12 protein-coding genes and 3 rRNA genes are annotated in these 18165 nt (G+C 64.5%); 11 read left to right on the forward strand and 4 right to left on the reverse strand.

Annotation, left to right across the window (positions count from 1 at the left end; translation table 11 throughout):
• Positions 1 to 25 precede the first annotated feature (25 nt).
• From AC3B5T_RS16315 to AC3B5T_RS16325, 3 genes are read left to right on the forward strand one after another with little or no spacing between them, the layout of a single operon-like run.
• Positions 26 to 1201: an iron-containing alcohol dehydrogenase gene (locus AC3B5T_RS16315; protein WP_488357718.1), complete on the forward strand. Its 1176-nt coding sequence runs from the start codon at positions 26 to 28 to the stop codon at positions 1199 to 1201.
• Positions 1201 to 2580, forward strand: coding sequence for a MadS family sensor histidine kinase (locus AC3B5T_RS16320; RefSeq protein ID WP_488357719.1), 1380 nt, complete (start codon positions 1201 to 1203; stop codon positions 2578 to 2580). Before AC3B5T_RS16315 ends, AC3B5T_RS16320 begins: the two co-directional genes overlap by 1 nt.
• Positions 2577 to 3233: a MadR family response regulator transcription factor gene (locus tag AC3B5T_RS16325; protein ID WP_488357720.1), complete on the forward strand. Its 657-nt coding sequence runs from the start codon at positions 2577 to 2579 to the stop codon at positions 3231 to 3233. Before AC3B5T_RS16320 ends, AC3B5T_RS16325 begins: the two co-directional genes overlap by 4 nt.
• Before the next feature lie 38 nt (positions 3234 to 3271).
• Here AC3B5T_RS16325 and mftM read toward each other — a convergent pair whose 3' ends face one another.
• A complete protein-coding gene (gene mftM, locus AC3B5T_RS16330; protein WP_488357721.1) occupies positions 3272 to 4135 on the reverse strand; it encodes a mycofactocin oligosaccharide methyltransferase MftM in 864 nt (287 codons plus the stop codon).
• A 732-nt stretch (positions 4136 to 4867) separates the two neighbouring features.
• Between mftM and AC3B5T_RS16335 the strand changes: the two genes are divergently transcribed.
• The 3 genes from AC3B5T_RS16335 (at position 4868) to rrf (ending at position 10207) form a co-directional block, all read left to right on the forward strand.
• Positions 4868 to 6390: ribosomal RNA gene (locus AC3B5T_RS16335) — 16S ribosomal RNA — on the forward strand.
• A gap of 439 nt (positions 6391 to 6829) precedes the next feature.
• Positions 6830 to 9965 (forward strand): 23S ribosomal RNA (locus tag AC3B5T_RS16340).
• Positions 9966 to 10090: 125 nt separating this feature from the next.
• Positions 10091 to 10207: ribosomal RNA gene (rrf, locus tag AC3B5T_RS16345) — 5S ribosomal RNA — on the forward strand.
• Together the 16S, 23S and 5S rRNA genes form the textbook arrangement of a ribosomal RNA operon.
• Positions 10208 to 10300: 93 nt before the next feature.
• On the opposite strand, the gene AC3B5T_RS16350 is transcribed toward rrf, so the two are convergent.
• A complete protein-coding gene (locus AC3B5T_RS16350; protein WP_488357722.1) occupies positions 10301 to 11179 on the reverse strand; it encodes a universal stress protein in 879 nt (292 codons plus the stop codon).
• A 90-nt stretch (positions 11180 to 11269) separates the two neighbouring features.
• On the opposite strand from AC3B5T_RS16350, the gene glsA reads away from it, so the two are divergent.
• Both glsA and nucS read left to right on the forward strand, forming a co-directional pair.
• Positions 11270 to 12703, forward strand: a complete 1434-nt coding sequence (glsA, locus tag AC3B5T_RS16355; protein ID WP_488357723.1) for a glutaminase A — start codon at positions 11270 to 11272, stop codon at positions 12701 to 12703.
• 68 nt (positions 12704 to 12771) lie between these two features.
• Complete coding sequence (gene nucS, locus AC3B5T_RS16360; protein ID WP_010841719.1) at positions 12772 to 13455, forward strand: endonuclease NucS; 684 nt, start codon at positions 12772 to 12774, stop codon at positions 13453 to 13455.
• Between the two features lie 15 nt (positions 13456 to 13470).
• Here the strand turns inward: nucS and AC3B5T_RS16365 are convergent, their stop codons facing one another.
• Both AC3B5T_RS16365 and mce read right to left on the reverse strand, forming a co-directional pair.
• The gene (locus AC3B5T_RS16365; RefSeq protein WP_488357724.1) at positions 13471 to 14439 is read right to left on the reverse strand and encodes a hypothetical protein; all 969 of its coding nucleotides are present in this window, start codon (positions 14437 to 14439) and stop codon (positions 13471 to 13473) included.
• Positions 14440 to 14634: 195 nt separating this feature from the next.
• On the reverse strand, positions 14635 to 15105 hold the full coding sequence (gene mce / locus AC3B5T_RS16370; RefSeq protein WP_010841717.1) for a methylmalonyl-CoA epimerase: 471 nt from the start codon (positions 15103 to 15105) through the stop codon (positions 14635 to 14637).
• An 84-nt stretch (positions 15106 to 15189) separates the two neighbouring features.
• Between mce and AC3B5T_RS16375 the strand changes: the two genes are divergently transcribed.
• The 3 genes from AC3B5T_RS16375 (at position 15190) to AC3B5T_RS16385 (ending at position 18095) form a co-directional block, all read left to right on the forward strand.
• Positions 15190 to 16392: an acetyl-CoA C-acetyltransferase gene (locus AC3B5T_RS16375; RefSeq protein WP_488357725.1), complete on the forward strand. Its 1203-nt coding sequence runs from the start codon at positions 15190 to 15192 to the stop codon at positions 16390 to 16392.
• Between the two features lie 61 nt (positions 16393 to 16453).
• Positions 16454 to 16849, forward strand: a complete 396-nt coding sequence (locus tag AC3B5T_RS16380; protein WP_010841715.1) for a DUF3817 domain-containing protein — start codon at positions 16454 to 16456, stop codon at positions 16847 to 16849.
• Between the two features lie 91 nt (positions 16850 to 16940).
• Entirely contained in the window at positions 16941 to 18095 is a 1155-nt protein-coding gene (locus tag AC3B5T_RS16385) for an MFS transporter (RefSeq protein WP_488357726.1), read from the forward strand.
• The last annotated feature ends 70 nt before the right edge of the window (positions 18096 to 18165 follow it).

The raw sequence follows: 18165 nt of genomic DNA on the forward strand, positions 1-18165 counted from the left end.
GGCGGACGGATGGGAGGCAGGTCGGATGCTGGGTGACGCGCGCCGGCGGACATCGGGCCAGGTCGCCAAGTTCCACACGCCGGAGATCGTTCTCGGACCGGGGGCCTTCGGCGAGGTGCCGGTGGCGACGGCGGGACTCGGGATGCGCCGGCCGTTCGTGGTCAGCGACCGGTGTCTGGAACGCACGCCGTGGTACGCACAGCTCATCGCCGGGCTGCGGGCCGGCGGCCTCGATGCGGCGTCGTACCTGGATGTGTCGCCCAACCCACGGTCCGGCGAGGTCGCGGCCGCGTTCCTCGCCTACAAGGCGCACGACGCCGACGGCCTCGTCGCCCTGGGCGGCGGCTCGGTGATCGACGCGGCCAAAGGGGTTGCCGTACTGGCCGCCAACGGCGGTCACATCCTCGAATACGAGGGGATCGACCGCGCCCGGCGGCCGCTTCCGCCGCTCATCGCGGTGCCGACGACGGCCGGCAGCGGCGCGGACGTCTCCCAGTTCTGCATCATCAACGACGCCGAGCGTCGTACGAAGGTGACCATCATCGGGCGATCACTCGTGCCGGACGTGACCGTGAGCGACCCGACCCTGCTGATGACCGCGCCCGCCGAGGTCACCGCGCAGGTGGGCATGGATGTGCTGACCCACTGCGTCGAGGCCTACGTCTCGCTCGCGCACGGGCGGCTCACGGATTCGCTTGCGCTGGAATCCATCCGCGGGGTGTGGACGCATCTCGAGCGTCTCGTCGACGATCCGCGGGACCGGGCGGCGGCCGAGGAGATGTCACTGGCCGCGCTGCGCGCCGGGATGGCTTTCACCAATGCGATCCTCGGCGCGACCCACGCGATGAGTCACCCGGTCGGCGGACACTGCGACGCACCCCACGGTGCGATCAACGCGGTCCTGCTGCCGCATGTGATCCGCTACAACGCCCACGTGTGTGCCGACGGTTTCGTCGACCTGGCCGGCGCCATCGGGGTCGAGACCTCCGGCGACGCCCGGACCGTCGCGGACCGGCTCGCCGATGCCATCGCCGCCCTCGGTGCCCGGGTGGGGATGCCCGCGTCGCTCGAACCGCTGGGCGTCCGCACCGCCGACCTCGACCGCCTCACCACCCACGCGCTGGCGGACTCGTGCATGACCACCAACCCGCGGCGACCGCAGGCCGCGGGCATCCGGGATCTCTACGCCGAAGCACTCTGATGACCGGTCCGTCGCCCGAGCGAAGCGCGCTCCCCGAACAGGCCGACCTCGACAGCCTGGTCGGCCTCCGCAGTGTCAAGGGCAGTCACTATGCGGCGCTGCGCGGGGTCGAGGCGCGGTTGAGTCGCGTGGTCGGGGCACTCGAGCGGATCTCGCGCGCTCTCGTCCGTACCGCCGAGGGGCCCGAGGCGCTCGTCATCGCGGTTGTCGAGGCGGCGCGGGACCATCTGGGCGCGGACTGGGTCGTCTTCGCGCTGGCAGATGGACGGCTGGAGCAATCGGCCCCGCGCCACCTGATCAGCGCGGGAAGTGGCCGGCTGTACGCCTTCGAGGGCTCCGAGCGGGCCGACGCGCCCGACGACCTGCCCGACGAGGTCCTCAATCGGCTCAACGACATCCTGCGCGGACACGAGACCGTCCTGCACGGCGCGATCCTGCAGGAGGACCACGTCCACGTCCCGGTCGAACTCGACGGCAACGTCGTCGGGGGGCTCTCGGCCTGGACACCGGTAGGCCGCATGGTCGACCCGACCGACCTCGTCGTCCTGCGCATCCTGGCCAGTCAGGCGATCGTCGCGCTGCTCAACGCGGAGTTGTTCTCCGAGACAGACAGGCACGCAATCGAACTGGCGAAGCGCAACACCGAGCTCGAACGAACCCAGCGGGAGCTGTCGGCCGCGATGCGTGCGACCGTGCTCAACGAGGAGCGCGCACGGATCGCCCGGGAACTCCACGACTCGGTCACCCAGTCGGTGCTGTCGGCGGGCGTGCAGATCGAACTGTGCCGCGACCTCGTCGAGGGCCCCGCACTCGACCGCCTGGAGATGGCCGGCCGGCTGACCAAGGAAGCCGTCGAACAGCTGCGGTCGTTCATCTACGCGCTCAACAACGCGACGAACGCACCGTCGCCGAGCGTGCGCGACGTCCTGACCGAACTGTGCTCGCTGCACATGCCACCGGACCTGACGACGGCTGTCCATGTGCGGGGCCGCGCGCGGGATCTGACCGACGAAGTCCAGCACGCCCTGCTGCGGATCGCCGGCGAGGCCCTGTTCAACGCCGCTGTGCACGCCCGCGCCGACCAGGTCACGGTGACTCTCACCTACTCCGCGGACACGGTCGCACTGTCGGTCGACGACGACGGTGTGGGCGATCCCGAGCATCTGCGCCGGGTGATGCGCACCGCCTCGCTCGGCGATCTCACCGCCGGACGGCACCGCGGCCTGGCGAACATGTCGTATCGCGCCGCCGAGCTGGGGGGCGAACTGCGGATCCGACGGTCGCGGATCGGCGGCATCCGGGTCGCGGTGGCGCTGCCGGTCGGCTCGACGACCACCGCCATCGCCGACGATCCGCTCGGAATCAAGGAGTTCGATTGAGTGACAACGACATCAGACGTCCCATCCGGACGCTTCTGGTCGACGACCACGCTCTGCTGCGGCAGGGCATGCGGTCGCTGCTGGAACGCGAGGACGTCGTCGAGGTGGTCGGCGAGGCGGGGACGGCCGATGCCGCGCTCGCCGAGGTGAACGCGCGACGTCCCGACGTAGTGGTGGTCGACCTCAAGCTGTCCGCCGGCACCGAGTACGAGGGATTACGTCTCATCAAGGAGATCGCGCAGCGCCACCCGGAGGTCGCGGCGCTGGTGCTCACCACGTTTCTCGACGACGACCTCGTGGTGCGCGCCGTGCGGGCAGGTGCCCGGGGATACGTGGTCAAGGACGTCGACACGACCGAACTCGTGCGCGCGATCCAGGCGGTGTCGGGTGGCGGGAGCGCGTTCGACCCGCGCAGTGCGGCCGTGGTGTTGCGTGCGGTGTCAGGTGAGAACGAGACGGCCGAGGCACTCAGTGATCGGGAACGCGAGGTGTTGCGACTCCTCGCGGACGGACTGTCCAACAAGCGTATCGGCGAGACGCTCTACATCTCGGAATCGACCGTGAAGTTCCACATTCGCAACATCATTCGCAAACTCGGGGTGTCGAAGCGGACCGACGCGGTCTACATCGCCAGCAAGCGCGGGCTCATCTGAGACCTCGTCTTGGCATTTCTGGGCTGAGCATTAGGGGCTCAGGGTTCGGGCGTGAGAATCAGCCAGCCGCCGTGGTCGACGAGGATCTCGGCACCGGCGTGTGGCACCGATCGTGCCCAGTCGTACAGGTCGTCTTCGGTGAGCCGCACGAGGTGGCCGAAGTGTGGGCTCGGTTCGTCTTCGAACGGCACCCCGACGACCACGCGCTTTCGCGCGACCCGGAGCGCCTCGCCGAGGGCGGTGCGTGCGCCGGCAGGGTCGAGGTGCTCGAGGAGATGGATGAGGGTGACGGTGTCCGCCGAGTCGTCGGCGTAGGGGAGTGCGGTCGCGTTCCCGACAGTTGCGACCACGGGGAGTCCGACTCGGCGTGCGGCCCGGGAGAGCAACGACACCGCACCCGGCGAGATGTCGCAGGCCGAGACCTCGAGGCCGTCCAGCGCGCAGGCGAGGGCGAAGAATCCGAAGCAGGACCCCACCTCCAGCACACTCCGGCCCGCGATCAGACTGCGTGCCCGCTGGTGGACCGGCGCGAATGCGCAAGCGCCCGTGCGCAGTTCGCGAAGGGAATTGTCATAGAAGGCCGACCAAGCATCCGCGGGCGTGTCCGCCGCGGTGCGGATGATGCCCGTCGCCGCGGACTCGAACTGCGTCTGGCCGGCCAACACCCCGGCCTCGACGAGCGCGACGAGCCCGTCGACGACAACCGCATCGGAGATGCTCCGTTCGTCGAAGGGATGCGCGATGAGCAGGGCGCCTGACTGTCGACGCCAGGAGAGGAGCCCACAACGAGTGAAACCCGATGGAACAAGCGGGGATCGGAGCGCTCGCGGTGCGAACGGGAGTGCCGGCGATGGTTCGACAGGCGCACTCGTCGAGGTCGTTGCCAGATCGGTCGCGGTCATGAATCGACCGTAGGAGCGTCCTGACCTGCGCATAACTGCCCGACTGGGGATGGTGACCTGTCCGAAAGGGTGGTTTGCGACGCACGTCACATCGGTGTGATTCGCGGGAATCTGCGCGCTTCAGAGCTTTTCGGTACCGTCGGGTGAGCGGTGACCTGCGGATATGGCAGAACCGTCGCGCGTCGAACAGGGGATTTGACCCTGGCGGTCCCGTTGCGTAACTTTCTTCAAGTCAGCGCGCCACGGCGCCGCCCCGGAGGGCCTGGAAGGGTCTGGTTCGGGGAGTGGAGACCGGGTTTGTGGCTGACCGCCCCTGATTGTTTTGGTTGAGGCTTTGTGTCTTGCCAGGTGGTTGGGGTTGCCAGGTCCCTGAGGTTCGGAACTGTTACTGGGTTGCAGGCTGGGGTTGGGGTCTGGTAGGTTGGAAGAGTTGCCTCGGAGACGGGGTGGCTTGGTAGGTTGACATGCAAGTCTGCTGGTGAGAGTCCCGTTGTTGGGGTGGGTAGCTGGTGGGTGTGTGTTCTTTGAGAACTCGATAGTGTGATGATGAATTGTCTGATGCCATTTTTTGGCATCGTGCATCTTTTGTGGATGTAGATGTTTGTTTTGTGTGGCGCTCGGGCCCCGTCTGGGTGTCACATTTTGCTAGGTTTATTTTGGTCAGGTTGTGCTTTCCTGATTATTGTTGAAACGCCGGCCCTCTTGTGGGGGTTGGTTTTGTTTCGCTGTTTTTTCATGGAGAGTTTGATCCTGGCTCAGGACGAACGCTGGCGGCGTGCTTAACACATGCAAGTCGAACGGAAAGGCCCAGCTTGCTGGGTACTCGAGTGGCGAACGGGTGAGTAACACGTGGGTGATCTGCCCTGCACTCTGGGATAAGCCTGGGAAACTGGGTCTAATACCGGATATGACCAACTGTCGCATGGTGGTTGGTGGAAAGCTTTTGCGGTGTGGGATGGGCCCGCGGCCTATCAGCTTGTTGGTGGGGTAATGGCCTACCAAGGCGACGACGGGTAGCCGACCTGAGAGGGTGATCGGCCACACTGGGACTGAGACACGGCCCAGACTCCTACGGGAGGCAGCAGTGGGGAATATTGCACAATGGGCGCAAGCCTGATGCAGCGACGCCGCGTGAGGGATGACGGCCTTCGGGTTGTAAACCTCTTTCACCAGGGACGAAGCGTGAGTGACGGTACCTGGAGAAGAAGCACCGGCCAACTACGTGCCAGCAGCCGCGGTAATACGTAGGGTGCGAGCGTTGTCCGGAATTACTGGGCGTAAAGAGCTCGTAGGCGGTTTGTCGCGTCGTCTGTGAAATTCTGCAACTCAATTGTAGGCGTGCAGGCGATACGGGCAGACTTGAGTACTACAGGGGAGACTGGAATTCCTGGTGTAGCGGTGAAATGCGCAGATATCAGGAGGAACACCGGTGGCGAAGGCGGGTCTCTGGGTAGTAACTGACGCTGAGGAGCGAAAGCGTGGGTAGCGAACAGGATTAGATACCCTGGTAGTCCACGCCGTAAACGGTGGGTACTAGGTGTGGGTTCCTTTTCACGGGATCCGTGCCGTAGCTAACGCATTAAGTACCCCGCCTGGGGAGTACGGCCGCAAGGCTAAAACTCAAAGGAATTGACGGGGGCCCGCACAAGCGGCGGAGCATGTGGATTAATTCGATGCAACGCGAAGAACCTTACCTGGGTTTGACATACACCAGACGCGGCTAGAGATAGTCGTTCCCTTGTGGTTGGTGTACAGGTGGTGCATGGCTGTCGTCAGCTCGTGTCGTGAGATGTTGGGTTAAGTCCCGCAACGAGCGCAACCCTTGTCCTGTATTGCCAGCGGGTTATGCCGGGGACTTGCAGGAGACTGCCGGGGTCAACTCGGAGGAAGGTGGGGATGACGTCAAGTCATCATGCCCCTTATGTCCAGGGCTTCACACATGCTACAATGGCTGGTACAGAGGGCTGCGATACCGTGAGGTGGAGCGAATCCCTTAAAGCCAGTCTCAGTTCGGATTGGGGTCTGCAACTCGACCCCATGAAGTCGGAGTCGCTAGTAATCGCAGATCAGCAACGCTGCGGTGAATACGTTCCCGGGCCTTGTACACACCGCCCGTCACGTCATGAAAGTCGGTAACACCCGAAGCCGGTGGCCTAACCCCTTGTGGGAGGGAGCTGTCGAAGGTGGGATCGGCGATTGGGACGAAGTCGTAACAAGGTAGCCGTACCGGAAGGTGCGGCTGGATCACCTCCTTTCTAAGGAGCACACAACAACACATGTTTCAGCAGGCGTTTGTTCTGCGGCGTGTGTGTGTTCAAGGGTGAAACATCAGACACATCCATGCTCGGCGCTTTCTGGTGTCGGTGCGGGGTGACTGCCAGTGCTCGTGAGGGCCGGCGGGTTCATCGTCACGCTATCGGGGTTCTGAGGGAACACACCAGTGTTGTCTCTGACCTAGCTGTGGGGTTGAGGGTGTTCGTGAGGTGTCCTGTGATGGGATGCGGAGATACCGGAAGCTTCATGGTGTGTGTTGTTTGAGAAGTGCATAGTGGATGCGAGCATCTTTATTTCAAACCAACTTTTGTTGGTCTGTGATTTAGCAGAAAATGATTTGTTTGTTGTGGTGATGTCTACATTCGGTCCTCGCGGCGTGACTCTTTGGGGTTGTGTGGTGGGGGTTGTTTGTAGGTGTTGTTGTAAGTGTGTAAGGGCGTTCGGTGGATGCCTTGGTACCAGGAGCCGATGAAGGACGTGGTAGGCCGCGATAGTCCTCGGGGAGTTGTCAAACGAGCTGTGATCCGAGGGTGTCCGAATGGGGAAACCCAGCACGAGTGATGTCGTGTTACCACCAGCTGAATGTATAGGCTGTGTGGGGGGAACGTGGGGAAGTGAAACATCTCAGTACCCATAGGAAGAGAAAACAATTGTGATTCCGTGAGTAGTGGCGAGCGAAAGCGGATGAGGCTAAACCATGCGCATGTGATACCGGGTAGGGGTTGTGTGTGTGGGGTTGTGGGGTTCGTCTTCTTCCATCTGCCTGTGGAAGCGTGAGTCAGAAAATCGTGTGTTAGGTGAAGTGGCCTGGAATGGTCTGCCGTAGTCGGTGAGAGTCCGGTAGCTGAAAACACATGGTCTTGCGTGACGGTGTCCCCAAGTAGCAGCGGGCTCGTGGAATCTGCTGTGAATCTGCCGGGACCACCCGGTAAGCCTGAATACTTCCTGGTGACCGATAGCGGACTAGTACCGTGAGGGAAAGGTGAAAAGTACCCCGGGAGGGGAGTGAAATAGTACCTGAAACCGGACGCTTACAATCCGTCAAAGCCTGCGCGTAGTTTACTGCGGTGGGTGATGGCGTGCCTTTTGAAGAATGAGCCTGCGAGTTAGTGCTCGGTGGCGAGGTTAACCCGTGTGGGGTAGCCGTAGCGAAAGCGAGTCTGAATAGGGCGTTTGAGTCGCCGGGTCTAGACCCGAAGCGGAGTGATCTACCCATGGCCAGGGTGAAGCGTCGGTAAGACGTCGTGGAGGCCCGAACCCACTTCAGTTGAAAATGGAGGGGATGAGTTGTGGGTAGGGGTGAAAGGCCAATCAAACTCCGTGATAGCTGGTTCTCCCCGAAATGCATTTAGGTGCAGCGTCACATGTTTCTTACTGGAGGTAGAGCTACTGGATGGCCGATGGGCCCCACAGGGTTACTGACGTCAGCCAAACTCCGAATGCCGGTAAGTGAGAGTGTGGCAGTGAGACTGCGGGCGATAAGGTTCGTAGTCGAGAGGGAAACAGCCCAGATCGCCGGCTAAGGCCCCTAAGCGTGTACTAAGTGGAAAAGGATGTGGGGTCGCGAAGACAACCAGGAGGTTGGCTTAGAAGCAGCCACCCTTGAAAGAGTGCGTAATAGCTCACTGGTCAAGTGATCCTGCGCCGACAATGTAGCGGGGCTCAAGTACACCGCCGAAGCCGCGGCACTCACATAAGCCCGCCTTCTGCCTACGGGTGGTTGGCCAGGTGTGTGGGTGGGTAGGGGAGCGTCCTGCATCCGTGGAAGCTACAGAGTGATCTAGTGGTGGAGGGTGTGGGAGTGAGAATGCAGGCATGAGTAGCGAAAGCAGAGTGAGAAACTCTGCCGCCGAATGACCAAGGGTTCCTGGGCCAGGCTAATCCGCCCAGGGTGAGTCGGGACCTAAGGCGAGGCCGACAGGCGTAGTCGATGGACAACGGGTTGATATTCCCGTACCCGTGTATCCGCGCCCATGCTGAATCAGTTGTACTAACCATCCTGATCCTCACGAGAGTGCCTTCGGGTGCCGAGTTGGGGTGATGCATGGGACCTTGGCTGGTAGTAGGCAAGCGATGGGGTGACGCAGGAAGGTAGTGGGGCCAGTCAGTGGTTGTACTGGTGTAAGCCTGTAGGGCGAGCGATAGGCAAATCCGTCGTTCATGAAGCCTGAGAGGTGATGCGTAGCCGTTGCGGTGAATTCCATGATCCTATGCTGCCGAGAAAAGCCTCTAGTGAGTTGGTACACGGCCCGTACCCCAAACCAACACAGGTGGTCAGGTAGAGAATACTAAGGCGATCGAGAGAACTGTGGTTAAGGAACTCGGCAAAATGCCCCCGTAACTTCGGGAGAAGGGGGACCCATCCTGGTGACGGCATGTACTGCCTGAGCTGGTGTGGGTCGCAGAGACCAGAGAGAAGCGACTGTTTACTAAAAACACAGGTCCGTGCGAAGTCGTAAGACGATGTATACGGACTGACGCCTGCCCGGTGCTGGAAGGTTAAGAGGACCGGTTAGTCACCTTGGTGGCGAAGCTGAGAATTTAAGCCCCAGTAAACGGCGGTGGTAACTATAACCATCCTAAGGTAGCGAAATTCCTTGTCGGGTAAGTTCCGACCTGCACGAATGGCGTAACGACTTCTCTGCTGTCTCAACCACAGACTCGGCGAAATTGCAGTACGAGTAAAGATGCTCGTTACGCGCGGCAGGACGAAAAGACCCCGGGACCTTCACTATAGCTTGGTATTGGTGTTCGGTTCGGTTTGTGTAGGATAGGTGGGAGACTGTGAAGTGGGCACGCCAGTGTTCATGGAGTCGTTGTTGAAATACCACTCTGATCGTATTGGACTTCTAACCTCGGACCCTGATCGGGTTCAGGGACAGTGCCTGGTGGGTAGTTTAACTGGGGCGGTTGCCTCCTAAAAGGTAACGGAGGCGCCCAAAGGTTCCCTCAGCCTGGTTGGCAATCAGGTGTTGAGTGTAAGTGCACAAGGGAGCTTGACTGTGAGACGTACATGTCGAGCAGGGACGAAAGTCGGGACTAGTGATCCGGCACCGGCAAGTGGAAGCGGTGTCGCTCAACGGATAAAAGGTACCCCGGGGATAACAGGCTGATCTTCCCCAAGAGTCCATATCGACGGGATGGTTTGGCACCTCGATGTCGGCTCGTCGCATCCTGGGGCTGGAGTAGGTCCCAAGGGTTGGGCTGTTCGCCCATTAAAGCGGCACGCGAGCTGGGTTTAGAACGTCGTGAGACAGTTCGGTCTCTATCCGCCGCGCGCGTAAGAAACTTGAGGAAACCTGTCCCTAGTACGAGAGGACCGGGACGGACGAACCTCTGGTGTGCCAGTTGTCCCGCCAGGGGCACTGCTGGTTAGCTACGTTCGGAAGGGATAACCGCTGAAAGCATCTAAGCGGGAAGCCTGTTCCAAGATGAGGTTTCTCACCCCCTTTTGCGGGGTTAAGGCCCCCTACAGACCATGGGGTTGATAGGCCAGAACTGTACGCACAGCAATGTGTTCAGGTGACTGGTACTAATCGGCCGAGGACTTACCAACAACACCCACAACATCACCACAAACCTAATCTTTGGTTTCTGGTTGTGTTCGCATCCACTATGTACTTCTGAAACAACACACGAGGCTATAAACAAGCAACCGTGTGTGTGGTTGTTTCACAAAGTTACGGCGGCTATAGCGGAGGGGAAACGCCCGGCCCCATTCCGAACCCGGAAGCTAAGCCCTCCAGCGCCGATGGTACTGCACCTTAATCAGTGTGGGAGAGTAGGACACCGCCGAACACAACATCCAGAAATGCCCCGCAACCGCCTGGTTGCGGGGCATTTCTCATACCCAGCTCAACTCGGTCTGTGCCCCTGATTCGGGCCCCTGACTCAGTCGGTGCCCTTGGGGACGACGATCATCGGAACGGACACAGCGCGGAGGATCTTCGCCGCGGTCGTGCCGAGGAACAGGGTGTTGGGCGCCGCGAGCCGGCTGGATCCGACCATGACGATGTCGCCGTCCTGCCAGTCCAGCGAACCGACGGCCTCCTCGACCGTGGATCCCTGGGCAACTACTGAGCTCACCGGGAAGTCCTGTGGCAGCTGCTCTCTGGCTGCTTCCAGGCTGCGGCGCGCATGTTCGCGCGCATGATCGAGTGCCCGCTCCTCCGGCTCGGTGCGCCATGGTTGCACGTCGTCGACTGCCACCAGCGAGATCAAGCGGATCGGCCGGTGGGCACGAACACCACTCCGAAGCGCCGTCTCGAACAGCAGTGGGGTCCCGGGTCGATCGCCGATGGCGACCGAGAACTCCCGAACCTCGTCGGCACCGAGATGCGCGAACCCCGGTGGGGCCACCGCGACCGGCACCGGTGCCGAGTGCAGGATGTCGTTGACGACGGTCCCGAGCGTGTGCCGCCCGCGGATGCCGCCGCCGGCGCCGCCGATCACCAACATGTCCGCCGAGGTCCGCTGGGCCTGGACGATGAGTCCCTCTCCCGGATTGGGGTGTTCGGCGATGGTCGTGGTGAGTTCGATGTCGTCGGGAAGTTTCTCCGCGGCCGCGTCGAGCCAACGTCTGGCGGCGCTGTCCAGGGCGTCCGAGAGCCGTTCCACCGAGACCTGTTCGGACGGGTCGGCACTCTCGGGCTCGGGAGGGATGACGATGCAGAGCTCGAGTTCGGCGTCGAAGGTGCGCGCGAGACAGGCACCGAGTGCGACCGCGTCCTCGCCCCCCGAGGTGGCGATGTAGGCGACGAGCAGCTTCATCCGTACTCCCAAACGTCTCTATCCCGGTCCCCGTTCGTCGCCAGCCTAGTCATCGGGACGCAACGTCGGGGGACACGCTTAGATGGGGGCATGCGATCCCTCGTCGACGGATACCTCAGCCACATCATGGACGAATGCCACTCGGATCGGTCCGGGCACGTCGCCGACTACATCCCCGAACTCGCCGCCGTCGACCCGGAGGGTTACGGGCTGTCGCTGTGCGTGCACGACGGGCACACCTACTCGCAGGGTGATTCGGCGACGACCTTCACGATCCAGTCGGTCTCCAAACCCCTCACCTACGCGATGATCTTGAAGAAGCACGGCACCGCGGCGGTCGACGCGAAGATCGGCGTGGAGCCGTCGGGGGAGGCGTTCAACGAGATCAGCGTCGACGATCGTCGCCGCCCCAAGAACCCGATGATCAACGCCGGGGCGATCTTCGCCGCGTCGATGCTCCTCCCGCCGACGCGGGATGTCGACGACGCCGCGGTGGACGCCGCGTTCCGAGAGGTGCTCGAGTTCTACTCGGGATGTGCCGGCCGGCATCTGGTCATGGCCGAGGAGGTCTACGCCTCAGAGGCCGCGACGGGTTCGCGCAATCGAGCCATCGCGTACATGCTCGACAGTTTCGGCGCCCTCGAGACCAGTCCGGACGCGGCGCTCGATGTCTACTACCGGCAGTGCTCGATCCGGGTGACGACCGACGACCTCGCCGGGATCGGCGCCACCATCGCGAACGGCGGGATGAATCCCCGTACGGGCCGGACGGTGTTCTCCAATGAAACTGCGCAGCGGTTGCTGAGCGTGATGACGACGTGCGGCATGTACGACGGCGCGGGTGACTGGGTCACCTCCGTCGGACTGCCGGCCAAGAGCGGCGTCGGGGGCGGCATCCTCGCGGTGCTCCCGGGCCAGCTCGGCATCGGCGTGTACTCGCCACGGCTCGACGCCCACGGCAACAGCGTCCGCGGAGTGGATGTCTGCCGCCATCTGTCGACAGACCTCGGGCTGCACATGTTCAACGTGACACGAGAGAGCCGCGTGACCATCCGCTCGGTGTACGACCTCGCCGACACTCCCGTCAGCGCCGAGTGGGGCGAACAGGAGCGCAGCTACCTCCGGACGTGTCGCGACCGGATCCGCGTCTACGAACTGCAGGGTGACCTGACCTTCGCGGGCGCCGAGAGCGTGCAGCGACGCCTCGAAGCCGACCTCGACGACTACACCGTGGTCATCGTCGAGATCTCGCGGATCGGGGTGATCGACGCCGTCGCACGCACCATGGTGCTGAGCATCAAACGACTGCTGGACGACAGCGGGCGGCGTGCGGCTCTCGTCGACCCCGACGGCGTCGTCCGTTCCAGTGTCGACCGGCATCGCAACGACGCGGCAGTGCCCGATCTCGATGCGCCGCCGGAACTCCAGGGCTTCGATCCTGCGCTTCCACATGTGCATTCGACGATGGACGACGCGGTCATCGACGCCGAGACGTTTCTGCTGAAGCACTATTACGACCAGTGACGGAGGCATGGGCGACGCGACCGCCGGGGGTCGAGGGGAACTCGATTCCGATGCCCTAGGGTGGGCACGTGCGTCTCGTCATCGCGGAGTGTCAGGTCGATTACGTGGGGCGGTTGACCGCTCATCTGCCGATGGCTCGGCGGTTGCTGCTGATCAAGTCCGACGGATCGGTGAGCGTGCACGCCGACGACCGTGCCTACAAGCCACTGAACTGGATGAGCCCGCCGTGCTGGCTCACCGAGGCGCAGGTTCCCGACGGAACGCAGGCGCAGGCGTACTGGGTCGTCACCAACAAGGCCGGTGAAGAACTCCGCATCACCATCGCGTCGATCGAACACGACTCCCAGCACGAGCTCGGTGTCGACCCCGGGCTCGTGAAGGACGGGGTCGAGGCGCACCTGCAGGAACTGCTCGCCGAGCACGTCGAGACGCTGGGGCCGGGCCACACCCTCATCCGTCGCGAGTACATGACCGCGATCGGGCCGGTCGACCTGCTGTGTCGAGACGCGTCGGGTGCCACCGTGGCCGTCGAGATCAAACGGCGCGGTGAGATCGACGGCGTCGAGCAGCTCACCCGATATCTCGAACTGCTCAACCGCGACACCACGCTCGCCCCGGTTGCCGGGGTCTTCGCCGCACAGCAGATCAAGCCGCAGGCCCGGACTCTCGCCGAGGATCGCGGAATCCGTTGTGTGGTGCTGGATTACGACGAACTGCGGGGAGCGGAAAGCACGGAGTTCCGGCTCTTCTAGAGCACGCGGAGCCGGTCAGGCGTTGGAGCGCACCTCAGACGACCGCGCCTCCGGAGACAGCTTGCGGTCGAGGAGCTCGAGGTCGTCGGCGTCGGACAGGACGGCGTACTCGGAGTCGTCGGGCTGGGCGAGCAGCTCCGGTAGCTCGGCGAGCTTCTCGCGGAGCCGACCGAGATTCGCGGCGATGTCCTGACGCGTCTGATCGGCTGCCCGGGCGAGTTCGCGAGACCTGTCGAGCCGCTCGGTGGCGATGTCGAGCGCGGTCTGCCGGATGTGTGCGGCTTCGTCCAGGGCGCGTTCGCGCTGGTCGGCCAGCTCGGCGTCGTGGCGTTCGCGCTCGGCGTGGCGCTCGGCGGCGCTGACGGCCTCCAGCTCGGCGACGTCGGCCTTGGCCTTCTCCACGAGACGACGGGCTTCGTCCTTCGCGGCCTGCATCGTCTTGGTGTGTTCGGCCTCCATCGCGGCGGTGCGCTCGGCGATGAGACGGGCGGATTCCGACTCGTTGGCGGCCGCGGTCTCCTTGACCTGCCGCGCCCTGGCAGCGGCCTCGTCGACGAGTTTCTTCGCGGCGGAGCGTGCCTCGCCGCGGACACGCTCGGCGTCGGTCGCGGCGGAGGACCGCATGTCGGCGGCCTCCTGGCGGGCGATGGACAGTGTCTCGGCAGCCTCGGCCGAGGCCTCGGCGCGCATCTCCGACGCCTCGTCGGACGCCAGTTGCAGCATGCGGGACAGTCGCTCGCTCATGCCCTGTGCGGTGGTCGGCGGGACCGAGAGCTTGTCGATTTCGCGGCGGAGTTCGGCGATCTCCTCGCGGGCGTCCTCGAGATGCGCGGCGAGTTCGTGCGCGTTGGCGGTGGCGGCGTCGCGATCGGCGGCGAGGACGCGCAGATCGGCGTCGAGCCGCTGGAGGTGGTCGGCGACCTGCTCACGGTCATAACCGCGCATCACTATCGCGAAGGGCAACTGCCGTGCGGGACCTGGCATGGCGGCCAGTGTATCGGAGAGCGCGCGCGATCTCCTCGGCGTCGGCGACGACGCGCGCGACGATCTTCGCCGTCCACGCGGTCGTCGCGAGGACGACCGCGTGGACGCGCCGGCCGGTCGGACCGTCGTTGGGTCCGGCCGGTCAGTCATGCTGAGTTGGTCAGCGGGGCAGCGACTTTCGGCAGTCGCGACCGGTCAGTGCGCGGTGGCGGCGGGCTCCACGAGTTCGAGCAGGACACCGCCGGCGTCCTTGGGGTGCACGAAGTTGATCCGCGAGTCCGCGGTGCCTCTCTTGGCGGCGGGGTAGAGGACGCGGACGCCGGCTTCGGTGAGTCGTGCCGTGACCGCGTCGACGTCGGTCACCCGCACGGCGAGCTGCTGGAGCCCGGGGCCGTTGCGGTCGATGAACTTGGCGATGGTGGACGACTCGTCGAGTGGTGCGAGCAACTGGATCACAGCGCCGGTGCCACCGGCCGGTCCGACCATGGCCTCTTCGACACCCTGCTCGGCGTTCGTCTCCTGGTGCAGTGTCTCGAACCCGAGGTGGGTCGCATACCACTCTTTCGCGGCGTCGAGATCGGGGACGGCGATGCCCACGTGATCGATGGCGACGATCAGGTCGGAGATGAGTGCGGTGGTGCTGGGGTCCGTTGCAGAGGAAGACATGGGACAACGGTAGCGTTGAGGTGTTGAGCGCACAGAGCGGGCGCTCGGTTGGCCCCCTTTTTTCACACCCCGGAGGTTCTCTTCATGACTTCGACTGCCGACACGACAACGGTCATCGTCGCCGGTGCACGCACACCCTTCGGCCGCCTGCTGGGCTCGCTGAAGGACTTCAGCGGAGTGGACCTCGGTGCGGTCGCGATCAAGGGCGCGCTGGAGCGGTCGGGCGTTCCCGCGTCCGAGGTCCAGTACGTGATCATGGGCCAGGTGCTGACGGCGGGGGCCGGACAGATGCCTGCTCGACAGGCCGCGATCAAGGCCGGTATCGGCTGGGACGTCCCGACCCTGACCATCAACAAGATGTGCCTGTCGGGCATCGACGCGATCGCGCTGGCCGACCAGCTCATCCGGGCCGGCGAGTTCGATGTCGTCGTCGCCGGCGGCCAGGAGTCGATGACCCAGGCGCCGCACCTCCTGCCGGGCAGCCGCGGCGGTTTCAAGTACGGCAACACCGAGCTCGTCGACCACATGGCCTTCGACGGACTGTTCGACGCCTTCACCGATCAGCCGATGGGGGCGCTGACCGAGCAGGGCAACGACGCCGACGGATTCACCCGTGAGCAGCAGGACGAGTTCGCGGCGCGCAGCCATCGGCTCGCCGCCACCGCGTGGAAGAACGGCGTCTTCGACGACGAGGTCGTGCCGGTGTCCATCCCACAGCGCAAGGGCGACCCGATCGAGTTCGCCGAGGACGAGGGCATCCGGGCCAACACGACAACCGAGTCGCTGTCCGGCCTTCGGCCGGCCTTCCGCAAGGACGGCACGATCACCGCGGGCAACTCGTCGCAGATCTCCGACGGCGCGGCAGCCGTCGTGGTCATGAGCAAGGCCAAGGCCGAGGAACTCGGAGTGACCTGGCTGGCGGAGATCGGTGCCCACGGCGTCGTGGCCGGTCCCGATTCCAGCCTGCAGGCGCAGCCGGCCAATGCGATCGTCAAGGCATGCGACCGCGAGGGCATCGCGCCCGCGGATCTCGACCTCATCGAGATCAACGAGGCCTTCGCCGCCGTGGGTCTGGCCTCGACCCAGCAGCTGGGGATCGACCCGGAGATCGTCAACGTCAACGGCGGCGCCATCGCGGTCGGCCACCCCATCGGTACCTCCGGTGCCCGTCTCGCGCTGCACCTCGCGCTCGAGCTGAAGCGACGCGGCGGCGGCGTCGGTGCGGCCGCGCTCTGCGGTGCCGGCGGCCAGGGTGACGCCCTGATCGTCCGGGTTCCCAAGGCATGACGAACGAGATGTCTACGACATCTTGTAGTAGTTTACTGTCCGATTCGGCACAATGAGGGCCATGCTGTCTTTCTTCGACCTGACCACACCCGCCAAGCGCTTTCGGTTCGTCGCCGTCGCCGAGGCGATCACCTGGGCTGTCCTGCTGGTCGCGATGGTCGTCAAGCGGGTCAACGACGACGACGAGGCGATCGCCAAGCCGGGAATGATCCACGGAATCGTCTTCGTGCTCTTCGTTGTCGTCGCTCTCCTCACGGCCGTACAGCTCAAGTGGAACTCCGTGAAGTGGGAGCTGCCGGTGGGTTCGCGCCGGATCGGGATCCCGATCGTCACCCTGCTCGCGCTGGCGTCGAGCATTCCGCCGTTCGGCACGATCGTGTTCGAGTGGTGGGCGCGACGCAACGGTCATCTCGCCGAGCTGTCCACCGACCGCGCACCCAGGCAGGCCACGGCCTGACCGTCCCGACCTCGCCTCCGATCGCCCCGACGCTACGCCGGTCACGCCGCAGCGTCGGGGCGATCTTGCGCTCAACGGGTTTCTCGCGGCGATGTGGGTGGCGCACATCCCGGTCATCAGCGCGCGCACCGGAGTCGATCATGATCAGCTCGGCGGCCTGCTCCTCCTGCTCGGCGCCTCGGCATTCGTCGGGATGCAGGTCTGCGGACGTCTGATCGACCGCCGGGGTTCTCGACCGGTGACCATCGGGGCCGCGCTGCTGCTGTCGGCGGTGATCATCGCGCCGGTGCTCGCCGTCGACGCGCTCACCCTCGCGGCCGCGCTCGTCGCCTTCGGCTTCGCCAACGGTTGCCTGGACGTGTCGATGAACGCGCAGGCGGTCGTGGTCGAACGGGCCCACCGCCGACCGATCATGTCGTCGTTCCACGGCTTCTTCTCGGCGGGCAGCCTGGTGGGATCCGGGGTGGTGGCCGCGACCCTGTGGGCCGATGTCGGTGTCATCCCCACGGTGGCCTGCGCTGCAGTGGCCGGTGTGGGTGTCGTCGCGTGGAACGCGCGAGGGCTCGCCGACCGCGAGGGCGGCTCCGACGATGCGAACCCGCGCGCAGAGTCCACCGCGGGGGCCGCGCCCACGAAGTGGTGGCACACGGTGGATCGGCGCCGCCTCGTGCTCCTGGCGCTGGTCGCCTTCGCACTGATGCTGGCCGAGGGCACCGCCTACGACTGGAGTGCCCTCCACGTGGTCGAGACCTTCGGTTCCGCCGAAGCCGTCGGCGCCATCGCCTTCGGCGCCTTCAGTGCGACGATGACCGTGGCACGGTTCGTGATCGCCCCGGTGGTCGGGTCGGTGGGTCCGGTCGCCGTCGTCCGCTACGGCGGTCTGCTCGGCACCGCCGGCATCCTGATCGCGGTGCTCTCGCCCGTACCCGCGCTCGCGATCGTGGGATGGGGCGTCTTCGGACTGGGCCTGGCGGGATTGATCCCGCAGATCTTCACCGCGGCGGGCAATCTGTCGAGTGAGTCGAGTGGCCGGACCATCTCCGCGGTCGTCGGATGCGGCTACCTCGGCATGCTCGCCGGCCCCGCGGTCGTCGGCTTCATCAGCAGCCGGACCTCGTTGAACACCGGGTTGCTCGCCGCGGTGGCGGCCCTTGTCCTGGCCGTCGCACTCGCACCGGTCGTCCGCGCCGACGGGGCCCGCGCGACCGCCGTAGGGGACGGCGCCCGTTCGCCCGACGCCACCTGATTCCGCGTCGCGGGTCGTGACACACTGGAAGGGTGACGCGACCAACCAATCGTCAGCAGGCCGCAGCCGC

It is taken from the genome of Gordonia sp. G4, from assembly GCF_057770005.1.

Coding starts and splice junctions, on each gene's coding strand:
- glsA (WP_488357723.1), top strand. CDS start 11,270: ATGCGATCCCTCGTCGACGGATACCTCAGCCACATCATGGACGAATGC.
- AC3B5T_RS16375 (WP_488357725.1), top strand. CDS start 15,190: ATGACTTCGACTGCCGACACGACAACGGTCATCGTCGCCGGTGCACGC.
- AC3B5T_RS16380 (WP_010841715.1), top strand. CDS start 16,454: ATGCTGTCTTTCTTCGACCTGACCACACCCGCCAAGCGCTTTCGGTTC.
- AC3B5T_RS16315 (WP_488357718.1), top strand. CDS start 26: ATGCTGGGTGACGCGCGCCGGCGGACATCGGGCCAGGTCGCCAAGTTC.
- AC3B5T_RS16385 (WP_488357726.1), top strand. CDS start 16,941: ATGTGGGTGGCGCACATCCCGGTCATCAGCGCGCGCACCGGAGTCGAT.
- AC3B5T_RS16350 (WP_488357722.1), bottom strand. CDS start 11,179: ATGAAGCTGCTCGTCGCCTACATCGCCACCTCGGGGGGCGAGGACGCG.
- mftM (WP_488357721.1), bottom strand. CDS start 4,135: ATGACCGCGACCGATCTGGCAACGACCTCGACGAGTGCGCCTGTCGAA.
- mce (WP_010841717.1), bottom strand. CDS start 15,105: ATGTCTTCCTCTGCAACGGACCCCAGCACCACCGCACTCATCTCCGAC.
- AC3B5T_RS16365 (WP_488357724.1), bottom strand. CDS start 14,439: ATGCCAGGTCCCGCACGGCAGTTGCCCTTCGCGATAGTGATGCGCGGT.
- AC3B5T_RS16320 (WP_488357719.1), top strand. CDS start 1,201: ATGACCGGTCCGTCGCCCGAGCGAAGCGCGCTCCCCGAACAGGCCGAC.